Here is a 10094-nt window from a genome sequence, read left to right as displayed (position 1 = left end):
TAGCAAAAGAGCTTAAAGTAAGTATTATAACTTCTAAAAGAGCTTATGAAGAGCTTGAAAAAGAAGGCTTTATTGAAACAGTTATTGGTAAAGGTACTTTTGTTTCTGGTTATAATTCAGAAAGATTAAGAGAAGCTGCCATGGCTGAAATGGAAGATAAACTTGAAGCCGTAATAATATCTGCTAAATCTCTGGGATTAACGCTAGATGAATGTATTGAAATTTTTAAAAGTATTTATGAGGAGGTATAAATATGAACTCTATTGAAATTCGTAATTTACAAAAGAATTATAAGAACTTTTCTTTAAATATAGATAATCTTGATATACCAGAAGGATATATTACTGGATTTATCGGACCAAATGGCTCTGGTAAAACTACTACTATTAAATCTTTACTTGGAATGGTTAAACCTGATTCTGGCGAAATTAAAATATTAAATAGTAATATTAATAAAGATACTAAAACTAAAGAAAACATTGCTTATGTTGGGGATGAATCTGGATTCCTAGAAGAAAGTAAACTATCTAATCTTCATAAAATAATATCTAAATTTTATCCTAACTGGGATGAATCATTATATCAAAATTATTTAACTAAATTTAATATTGATGAAAGTAAACTTTACAAGGATCTATCTAAAGGGCAAAAAAAGCAATTTGAACTTATAATGGCTTTATCCCATCATCCAAAACTTTTAATAATGGACGAACCAACTTCAAGCTTAGATCCAATAATACGAAATGAGTTTTTAGAACTTATGCAAGATCATATTGAAATGGATAGTATGACTGTTTTCTACTCAACTCATATAACTACAGACTTAGATAAATCTGCTGATTATATAGTTATGGTATATAACGGTGAAATTCTTCTTCAAGGAGAAAAAGATTATATATTAGATAATCATGTGCTGATTAAAAGTAAAAAGGCTTTGATTGACAATACAATAAAAAAACAATTTATTTCTTTAAAAGAGAATGCTTTTGGATTTGAAGGCTTAATATCTAATAAGAAAAAAGCTTATGAACTTTTTGGGAATGAAGCAATTTATGAAAAGTGTACCCTTGAAGATCTTTTATTGTATTACACTAGGAGGTTTTAATTTATGAATAATTTAGTGAATTTATTAAAATTACAATTTAATTCATTGTTTGCAATAAAGAAAAATTTAATTTTTATATTAGTTTTTGGTTCTATATTTGCCTTTACTCAACCTACTATGATTACTTTTGCAGGTGCAATGTATTTAATGCTAGCTTCATATTCAGTTATTTTTTATGAAGAAAGAAGTAAAATGAATTATTTAATATATTCTCTTCCTATTACTATTAAGGAATATATTTTCTCAAGATATATATATTGTTTAATAAATACTTTAATAGCAACACTTATATCATCTATATTATTAGTAATTATAACAGTAGTTGGCTTTAATATATCAAATAATATATCTCTTTATGAGGTTTCTTTATCTACAGCTATAATAGGAGTATTTTTTACAGCTGTATTAATGCCAGCAACTCTTTTATTAGGCTTTGAAAAAGGAAGATATATTCTTATATTTATCGCAGTATTTCCAATATGTTTTTCTACTGCATTATTAGAAATAATTCCAGAAATTAATATACACTTAAACCCTACAATTTTAACTATTTTAAGTGTATTAATAGGTATTATATTATTACTTGTTTCTTATTTTATTACTTGCAATATATTTAACCAAAAGGAAGTTGAATAAAACATATAAAGGTTGAAAATTATAAAAATATAATTTTCAACCTTTATATGCTAATTATTATTTAAATATAAATAAAAGTTTGCTTCTGTTAATTTTTGATATGGAGTTACCCAAAGTGCAGCAATACCTAATGTCACTAATACAAGCAACCACCATCCAATAAATGATAATTCTAAATAAAATAACTCCCATTTATGACCACTCATTAAATTAACACTTTCATTTATACATTGTGTAATAGATTTACTTGGATCTTCTGATAGTATATAAAATGCCTGTGAAAACATAAGAGATACTATTATTCCAGGCACTATAAATAATAAAGTTCCTGCAAAAACAGCTAATGTTATTAACAAATTTAACCCCAATGTTTTTAAATAAATATTAAAGCTTGAAAATAACGTATTAAATCTAGCTTCTGCTCTCTTAGTTGCTATATCTAATAAAAATCTACATAATCCAACTGATATAACACCGCCTAATAATAACGAAACTAAATTTAAGGAATAGGATAAACCTTCAATACCTAACTCTGAAGTTGCCTTATACCATAGATTGATATCTAGTATTATATTAGCAACTAATATTGTTCCTATAGCTACTGCCCAATTCCCCCTTAGCTGTTCTCTTGACCTACTTTTTAATTCTGCTGTATACACAGCATCACCCCCTATATTATTAAAAAACATGGTTATATTTGTTTATATTATTTTTCATATTCATACATATAATAATTGCATTTATACATTCCTAGATTAGAATAAGTATTTTGCGCCACATAATTTTCCTTTTCAACATATAATCTTATTCCACATATATTTTTATCTTTATCACACATATCCTTTATATAATTATATAATGCTTTAAAGACTCCTATTCCTCTATTTTCCTTATTTACATAAACACTTTGTATCCATAAAAAGGTTCCGTTTCTCCAGTCACTCCACTCATAAGTATACATAATTTGTCCAACAATCTTACCATCTATTTCGCAAACATAATAAACTCCTTTGCTTTCATCTTCAATTAGTCTTTTAACACCCTTAGTTAAAATATTCATATCAAGTTTTTTATCCTCTGTCTCAAATGCAAGATTGTAATTATATTTAGCTATAATATTTATATCTTCTAACGTTGCTCTTCTTATTTCCATCTAAATTCCTCCTTAAACTTAATTGACATATTGCCTTATAAATTTATTACTAATAAAATACTTATCTAATATGGCATCTTTCTTGATTTTGCCCTGTCTAAAATTTATTATCCAAATTATACAAATATATCTATATAATAACATACACCTTAAGGATTGTTAATATCATCTATCTAATAGTATTAAAATATTTAACTTATAACATCAAAAAGGTATAAAGAACTTTTTGATATTTTCTTTATACCTTTTTACTCTTTCTATTTCATTTTTTTTAATGAAGTCTTCATATTTTCTAAAGCATCTTTAAATTTTTCTTTAGCTTCCCCTCCAAGATCTTCAATTTCATTAATTACACTACTAATTTCATCTCCTATTTCTTGTGAAAATCTTCCTTGCTTAATCTTTTTACTAATTTGATTGACTTTTTTCTCAAGTTTTTCAAAAGCCATATTCAAGACCTCCAATATTTATAAATAATTTTATATATTTATTTTTCCCATTTTATCTTTTAAAATACGCTTTTTGACTTTTGATAACCTTTACATTAGGTGTATTTTTTTAATTATATTTTTTATTCTTTTACCCATGTTGCTATATATTTATAGTTATTTGGCATATCACGAATATTAGGATTGTTTACCTTAAAACCTCCTCTTATTCCATTTTCCTTACAAGTTAATTCAAAATGACACATTGCAATTCCAATATCAATTCTTTTAATATCGCAAGCCTCTTCCTTCTTTTCATCCTTATCTTCATTTATATAAAAATAGAATTCATTTCCACTTTTAACTATTCTCCAAGGTTGCTTATTAACTGCAGATGGTGCTAATCTTACATTTTCAAACATATCTTTAAATCCATCTAAGGTAGAATGCTGAGTTAATGGACATGAGAAATCTCTAAAATAAAATATTTCATTCCATTGCTTTCTTTTATCACATTTTGATATATATCTCATAGTTTTATCAATAAAGCTCTTCTTTTCTTTCGCATACCCTATAGGTAACACTATTGGTAATACTTCTCCTTCTCCAACTTCCATAGCCTTTGCAAACTGTCCCTTCTTAAAGGTTCCCCCTAGCCAACATGTACCTAACCCCATAGATGTTGCATATAAAACTAAGGACTCCATTTCATAACCTAACTCTTCTAAAGAATGCTGTCCCACTTTTACCTTTGCTACTATAAATTTAGTTGCCCCCTTAATTACTCCATAAGTTCCAAGTCTTGCTCCATTTATATGCTCTTTAGAATCTAGTATTTTAAATGTTATATTTTCTTTAAATGGTCCTCTTATTTCATTTATATAATCATTAAGTTTTCCAACTATTTCACTTGATATTTCTTCCTTATTATAAGTTCTTATAGACTTTCTCTTCCTTACTATATCATTTATAGATTCATTAAATATAAATTTTTTACCCATATAAACCCTCCTATCCTTTTAATTTCTAACATTGATAAAAAACTCACATTTATTAATATTTATTATTATTTATGTTTTTATTCATTTATATTTCTATTTTCAAAAAGAAATACCATAATTAACAATATAAATTATTAGTCTCTATAACATACATCTTCATTCCTCCTATTTTTTATATTTAAAAATAGAGACGTATTTTTCACGTCTCTACTGCACTAATTATTGCTTAAATATATATGCCTTTATTACTCCAAAGAATTCTCTCACATAAAATACTAATGCTGATGCCTTATGTGATGGTGCTGGATAACCATAGGTACTAAATCCAACTTCCCTTGCTAAAAACTTAGCTCTATACATATGAAAATTATTAGATATTATAGTTATTGTAAAATTATCTTTCTCAGTATCTTCTTCTAAAATATATTTAGTATATAAAAAATTCTCATAAGTATTTGTTGATTTATCTTCCATTATAATTAAACTTGGATCAACACCATTATCAACTAAAAAATTTCTCATTGCTAAAGCTTCTGGCATACTTTCTCCAGTTCCCTGTCCACCAGACACAACTATTTTAACATCTGGATACATCTCATGAAAATCTAGTGTTGTTTCTAATCTATATAATAATGAAGCACTTATGCTATTTCCTCTTAATCCTGCTCCTAAAACAACTAAATAATCAGGCTTTTCATTATCATGATGATTTCCATTATAAATTATAATACTCTCAATACATATAAATATTACTAATCCTACTGTAAATAAAGTTGTAATTATTACCCTAAATATTTTAGGGATATGCCCCCAAATATCTATATTAAATTTTAGCTCAACATACCCATAAACAAATAAAAGTATACCTAGCATACAAAACATATTGGAAAACGCTACAAATCCAAACATTAGTTTCAATATTAAATAGTACAAAATTAATAATATACCTATAACCTGAAAAGAAGTATATACATATACCTTTTTCTTTGACACATACCTATTCATAAATATTTCCCTTTCAAACTCTTTTAGTTATATTATAAAATATAAAACTATTCATATAAAATATTATTTCACTTTTTACATATTAAAATAATTAATTATATTAATAGTTTTCATTTTTATTAATAAAGTACTATAATGAAAGTATACAAATAGATACAAGGAGATAAAAACATGAATCTTAATAGAAATGACCACTGCTGGTGTGGTAGTAATAAAAAATACAAAAATTGTCATTTGCAATTTGATGAAAAAATAAACTCATATAAACTTAAAGGTCACATAGTGCCACCTAGAAGTATAATTAAGACACCTGAACAAATTGAAAAAATTAAAGAAAGTTGTGCTATTAATACTGCAGTTTTAGATTTAGTAAGTAAAAACATTAAAGCTGGAATGTCAACTGAAGAAATCAATACTATAGTTCATGACTTTACAGTATCACAAGGTGCAATTCCAGCTCCACTTAACTTTCAAGGATATCCTAAAAGCGTTTGTACTTCTATAAATGATGAAGTGTGTCATGGTATTCCTAGTGAAGATATAATACTAGAAGAAGGCGATATTGTTAATGTAGATGTTTCTACTATATATAATGGATATTTTTCAGATGCATCTAGAATGTTCAAAATAGGAAATGTACATCCTGACTTAGAAAAACTAGTAAGAGTATCAAAAGAGTGTTTAGATAAAGGTTTAGAAGCTGCAAAACCATGGGGATACTTAGGTGATATAGCAGAAGCAGTACAAAAGCATGCTGAAGCTAATGGTTACTCTGTTGTTAGAGAATTTGGCGGACATGGAATAGGACTTGAATTCCACGAAACTCCTTTTGTTTCTCATGTAGGTAAAAAAGGTACTGGTATGCTCTTAGTTCCTGGTATGGTATTTACTATTGAACCTATGATAAACATGGGTAGTTCTGATATATTTATTGATGAAGCTGATGGTTGGACTGTTTTAACTGAAGATGGTTATCCTTCTTCTCAATGGGAATATACAGTTTTAGTAACTGAAACTGGAGTTGAAGTCTTAACTCATTAATAAAAATGGTGAAGATTATTTATCTTCACCATTTTTATTATATAATGAATTTCTTAGCAACTTCTTCATTACCAAAAATATGATTTTGTTTAATATTTTGTTATTACTTATTTATATTATAAACATATTTTTATAGTTCTCAACTTACACCTTATTAATATATACCTTTTTTTATTAACACTTTAATCATTTTAAAGTTATATTTATAACATTTTAATATAATTTTCTAAATTTAGTATTCATATTTTATTAAATTACTAAAACTAATATTTCCTATTTTAATTTTATTAATTCTGTTATAAAATTAATAAATGCAAGAAATACTTCAGTATTTAAATAGCATGAAAGGAGACATTCAATTTGAATACAGAATTAACTAAAGAAAACCTTAAAAAAATTTACGGTAAAGTAAGTCCTTTTGAATTTAAAGATAAATTATTACAACTAGCTTCATTAAATAATAATACTATTTTAGATGCTGGTAGAGGTAATCCAAACTGGACTGCAGCTACTCCTAGACAAGCCTTCTTTACCTTTGGTCAATTTGCTATATTAGAAACACAAAGATCATTAAATATTGATGATTTAGCTGGAATGGTTCAAAAAGATGGAATTTCAGAAAGATTGCTAGAATATATTAAATCTAACCCTTCATTGCCTGGAATAAATTTAATAAAAGAAATTTATAACTATGGAGTAAATGATCTTGGATTTAATGCGGACCAGTGGATTTTTGAATTAGCTGATGGGATAATAGGAGACAACTATCCTTTTCCTGATAGAATGCTTATCCATATAGAAAAAATAGTTAATAACTACTTATTAAAAGAATTATGTGGAACTTCAGAATTTAATGGTAATTTTGATGTTTTTGGGGTTGAAGGTGGTACAGCTGCAATGTGCTATATTTTTGATTCTTTAGAAAAAAATCATCTTCTAAATAAAGGAGATAAAATTGCACTTATGACTCCAATTTTTACTCCATATTTAGAAATTCCACATTTACCGCATTATAATTTTGATGTGATTAATATTCATGCTAATGAAATTGATGAAAATGGAATCCCTACATATCAATATACTGAAGAAGATTTAAATAAATTAAAAGATACAAGCATAAAAGCTGTATTTATAGTAAATCCAAACAACCCTGCTTCTATAGCATTAAACGCTAAATGTAGAGAAACATTAAAAGATATAGTAAATAACTATAATCCAAATTTAATGATTATTACTGATGATGTTTATTGTACATTTGTTAATAATTTTAAATCAGTTCTTAGTGATTTACCTTATAATACTATTGGCGTTTATTCACTTTCAAAATATTTTGGTGTTACAGGTTGGAGACTTGGAACTATAATATTAAATAAAGATAATATATATAATAAATTAATTGCAGAGTTGCCTGAAATACATAAGCTTAACTTAAATACAAGGTACTGTCATCTGTCTTGTACACCAGAAGAAATATCATTTATAGATAGAATTGTTGCAGATAGTAGACAAGTTGCCTTAAATCATACAGCTGGACTTTCAACACCTCAACAAGTACAAATGGCATTTTTCTGTGCTTTTGCATTAATTGACTCTAATAATAATTATAAAACTTTAACTAAATCAATTTGTCAAAAACGTAAGCAATTATTATGTGATGGTTTAGAAGTTAAAATATTTAATGATCCATACTATGCTTCATACTATACTGAAATAAATATTTTAGATTGGGCTAAAGTTGAATATGGAATTGAAGCAAGTAAATATATAGAAAAGAACTATACACCTTTTGATATACTTTATAGTTTAGCTAAAAACTATTCTATTGTTCTTTTAAATGGTGATGGTTTTGCTTCATCTAGATGGGGACTTAGAGTTTCTCTTGCAAATTTAGATGATAAAGCCTATTTAAAAATTGGACAAATATTAAGAGAAATATTTAATAATCTTATAAATGAATTTAAAAATAATGATAATTTAGAAATAAGTTGCTAATATTAAAAGTGCCTAACATTTGATTATAGGCACTTTTTACTTTCCTAAGTAATAAATTTTATTTTTATACTTATTTGTGTAATAATAAAAATATAAAATTAAATTCGGAGATGATATTGTGGAAAATAAAATAAAACTATTAACTGAAATACTTAAGGAAAGTAATAATATAGTTTTCTTCGGAGGGGCTGGAGTATCTACTGAAAGTAATATACCAGACTTTAGAAGTGCTAATGGCTTATGGAGTGAAAAATTAAAAATAAACCTTACTCCTGAACAACTTGTTTCACATACAATGTATATGAGATATCCCGAAGAGTTTTTTGAATTTTATAAAGATAAATTAATATATCCAGAATCTAAACCTAATGCAGCTCATATAGCTTTAGCTAAACTTGAAAAAATGGGTAAGCTTAAAGCTATAGTAACTCAAAATATAGATGGTCTTCATCAAGCTGCTGGTAGCAAAGTAGTTTTTGAACTTCATGGTTCTGTTTTAAGAAATTACTGTGTTAAATGTCATGCCTTTTATGATGAAAAATTCATTTTAGAATCTAAAGGCATACCTACTTGTACTAAATGTGGAGGAAGCGTTAAACCTGATGTTGTTCTTTATGAGGAAGGATTAGATAATGATGTGATAACAGGAGCTGTTAGAGCTATATCACAAGCTGATACCTTAATTATAGGTGGAACTTCACTTGTTGTTTATCCTGCTGCTGGACTTATTGATTATTTTAGAGGTAAGAATCTTGTTTTAATTAATAAAAGTTCAACTTCTGCTGATAATAAAGCTGATTTAGTTATTAATGATTCTATTGGTAAGGTGTTAAGTACTGCTCTAAATTCAATTTTCTAGGGAATCAAAAAATTCTCCTAGTCTAAGAAAATTATTTTCATAGACTAGGAGAATTTAATAATATATTATTCTGCAGCTTTTTCTGAAGAATTTTCTATTTTATCAGAATTTTCTTCATCTCTGCATTTGCACTTATTTTCTTCTTTCTTATGCTCTTTACACTTAGTATCTTCTTTCTTTACATCTTCCTTGCATTTATCTGCATCTTTTTTATCATGTTTATGATGTTTCTTATGTTCTTTTTTATCATCTTTACATTTATTCTTTTCTTCTTTTTCTTTTTTCTTGCAAGGATTGCTTGAAGTATCTTCTATATCATCTTTTGATGATTCCTTAGAAGTCTTTTTACTCTTATCTTCTGTACTCTTTTCTTCTGGAGCTGAAGTTTCCTTCTCCTTCTTTTCTTCTTTATTTTCTGAAGGTGCTTCTATTGTAGCCTTATTACCATCTGCTGGACTAGTACTTAAAGTTTGTGCATAAGTAGTAACACCTTCAACCATCATTAATGCAGAACATATTAATAATGATACAACTTTTTTCTTCATAACTTTTTCCTCCAATGTTTTCTTTAGTTTATTATTACTCCTAAGTATTTCAAGTTTAGTATTACCCTTTTTAAGCCAAATTATGATTGTCCAACACCCTTGTATGGCCCTAAAACTACGATGTAAATAAATCCTTTTTAACTACTAATTTCTCAAATTTGTACAATATAGAAAAAATCTTTTTATCATAAACTAATACTTCTATATTGGTTCCAGAAACCATTGGAGATATTTCAACTTGAAATTCCCCATTTGCCTTTGCTTGAGTTGTTCCTACAGTTCCATTTTCAGATACAATGATAATATTGCTATTAGGAATAGTTTTCCCC

General features: G+C 26.7%; 13 protein-coding genes. 6 read left to right on the top strand and 7 right to left on the bottom strand.

Translation table 11 applies throughout. The features are described 5' to 3' along the window. From Q0G30_RS13155 to Q0G30_RS13145, 3 genes are all read left to right on the top strand, one after another. Window positions 1–251: GntR family transcriptional regulator (locus tag Q0G30_RS13155; RefSeq protein WP_294390904.1), on the top strand; the 251-nt coding region annotated here is incomplete at its 5' end. Between the two features lie 2 nt (window positions 252–253). Next, window positions 254–1105 carry an ABC transporter ATP-binding protein gene (locus tag Q0G30_RS13150; protein WP_195514677.1) on the top strand — a complete coding sequence of 284 codons (852 nt, stop codon included), beginning with the start codon at window positions 254–256 and terminating at the stop codon, window positions 1103–1105. 3 nt (window positions 1106–1108) lie between these two features. Next, window positions 1109–1741, top strand: coding sequence for an ABC-2 transporter permease (locus tag Q0G30_RS13145; RefSeq protein WP_294390898.1), 633 nt, complete (start codon window positions 1109–1111; stop codon window positions 1739–1741). Between the two features lie 50 nt (window positions 1742–1791). Here the strand turns inward: Q0G30_RS13145 and Q0G30_RS13140 are convergent, their stop codons facing one another. From Q0G30_RS13140 to Q0G30_RS13120, 5 genes are all read right to left on the bottom strand, one after another. Beyond that, on the bottom strand, window positions 1792–2400 hold the full coding sequence (locus Q0G30_RS13140; RefSeq protein WP_294390895.1) for a DUF975 family protein: 609 nt from the start codon (window positions 2398–2400) through the stop codon (window positions 1792–1794). A gap of 47 nt (window positions 2401–2447) precedes the next feature. Continuing rightward, a complete protein-coding gene (locus tag Q0G30_RS13135) occupies window positions 2448–2894 on the bottom strand; it encodes a GNAT family N-acetyltransferase (RefSeq protein WP_294390892.1) in 447 nt (148 codons plus the stop codon). Window positions 2895–3151: 257 nt separating this feature from the next. Beyond that, window positions 3152–3343: a hypothetical protein gene (locus Q0G30_RS13130; protein ID WP_294390889.1), complete on the bottom strand. Its 192-nt coding sequence runs from the start codon at window positions 3341–3343 to the stop codon at window positions 3152–3154. A gap of 122 nt (window positions 3344–3465) precedes the next feature. Beyond that, window positions 3466–4323, bottom strand: a complete 858-nt coding sequence (locus Q0G30_RS13125) for a nitroreductase family protein (RefSeq protein WP_294390886.1) — start codon at window positions 4321–4323, stop codon at window positions 3466–3468. Window positions 4324–4542: 219 nt separating this feature from the next. Continuing rightward, entirely contained in the window at window positions 4543–5328 is a 786-nt protein-coding gene (locus Q0G30_RS13120; RefSeq protein ID WP_294390884.1) for a YdcF family protein, read from the bottom strand. A 171-nt stretch (window positions 5329–5499) separates the two neighbouring features. Here Q0G30_RS13120 and Q0G30_RS13115 point away from each other — a divergent pair, with 171 nt between their 5' ends. The 3 genes from Q0G30_RS13115 to Q0G30_RS13105 all read left to right on the top strand — a co-directional run bounded on the left by Q0G30_RS13115 (window position 5500) and on the right by Q0G30_RS13105 (window position 9220). Continuing rightward, the gene (locus Q0G30_RS13115) at window positions 5500–6369 is read left to right on the top strand and encodes a methionyl aminopeptidase (RefSeq protein WP_294390881.1); all 870 of its coding nucleotides are present in this window, start codon (window positions 5500–5502) and stop codon (window positions 6367–6369) included. Between the two features lie 360 nt (window positions 6370–6729). After that, window positions 6730–8361, top strand: coding sequence for an aspartate 4-decarboxylase (gene aspD / locus Q0G30_RS13110; RefSeq protein WP_294390878.1), 1632 nt, complete (start codon window positions 6730–6732; stop codon window positions 8359–8361). Window positions 8362–8479: 118 nt separating this feature from the next. Further along, complete coding sequence (locus Q0G30_RS13105) at window positions 8480–9220, top strand: NAD-dependent protein deacylase (RefSeq protein ID WP_294390876.1); 741 nt, start codon at window positions 8480–8482, stop codon at window positions 9218–9220. 65 nt (window positions 9221–9285) lie between these two features. Here the strand turns inward: Q0G30_RS13105 and Q0G30_RS13100 are convergent, their stop codons facing one another. Continuing rightward, a complete protein-coding gene (locus tag Q0G30_RS13100; RefSeq protein ID WP_195469324.1) occupies window positions 9286–9765 on the bottom strand; it encodes a hypothetical protein in 480 nt (159 codons plus the stop codon). A 115-nt stretch (window positions 9766–9880) separates the two neighbouring features. Beyond that, window positions 9881–10094, bottom strand: a 214-nt coding sequence (locus Q0G30_RS13095; protein ID WP_294390872.1) for an Ig-like domain-containing protein, incomplete at its 5' end; no start/stop codon positions are given.

The organism is uncultured Clostridium sp., assembly GCF_934754925.1.
Taxonomy (GTDB): domain Bacteria; phylum Bacillota; class Clostridia; order Clostridiales; family Clostridiaceae; genus Clostridium.
The sequence above is the reverse complement of the archived record's forward strand: the minus strand, read 5'-3'. Positions and strand labels throughout refer to the sequence as shown.

What these genes read in the sequence shown, in the direction of transcription:
- Q0G30_RS13150 (WP_195514677.1), top strand. Translation starts at nt 254, where the DNA reads ATGAACTCTATTGAAATTCGTAATTTACAAAAGAATTATAAGAACTTT.
- Q0G30_RS13145 (WP_294390898.1), top strand. Translation starts at nt 1,109, where the DNA reads ATGAATAATTTAGTGAATTTATTAAAATTACAATTTAATTCATTGTTT.
- Q0G30_RS13135 (WP_294390892.1), bottom strand. Translation starts at nt 2,894, where the DNA reads ATGGAAATAAGAAGAGCAACGTTAGAAGATATAAATATTATAGCTAAA.
- Q0G30_RS13130 (WP_294390889.1), bottom strand. Translation starts at nt 3,343, where the DNA reads ATGGCTTTTGAAAAACTTGAGAAAAAAGTCAATCAAATTAGTAAAAAG.
- Q0G30_RS13125 (WP_294390886.1), bottom strand. Translation starts at nt 4,323, where the DNA reads ATGGGTAAAAAATTTATATTTAATGAATCTATAAATGATATAGTAAGG.
- Q0G30_RS13120 (WP_294390884.1), bottom strand. Translation starts at nt 5,328, where the DNA reads ATGAATAGGTATGTGTCAAAGAAAAAGGTATATGTATATACTTCTTTT.
- Q0G30_RS13115 (WP_294390881.1), top strand. Translation starts at nt 5,500, where the DNA reads ATGAATCTTAATAGAAATGACCACTGCTGGTGTGGTAGTAATAAAAAA.
- Q0G30_RS13100 (WP_195469324.1), bottom strand. Translation starts at nt 9,765, where the DNA reads ATGAAGAAAAAAGTTGTATCATTATTAATATGTTCTGCATTAATGATG.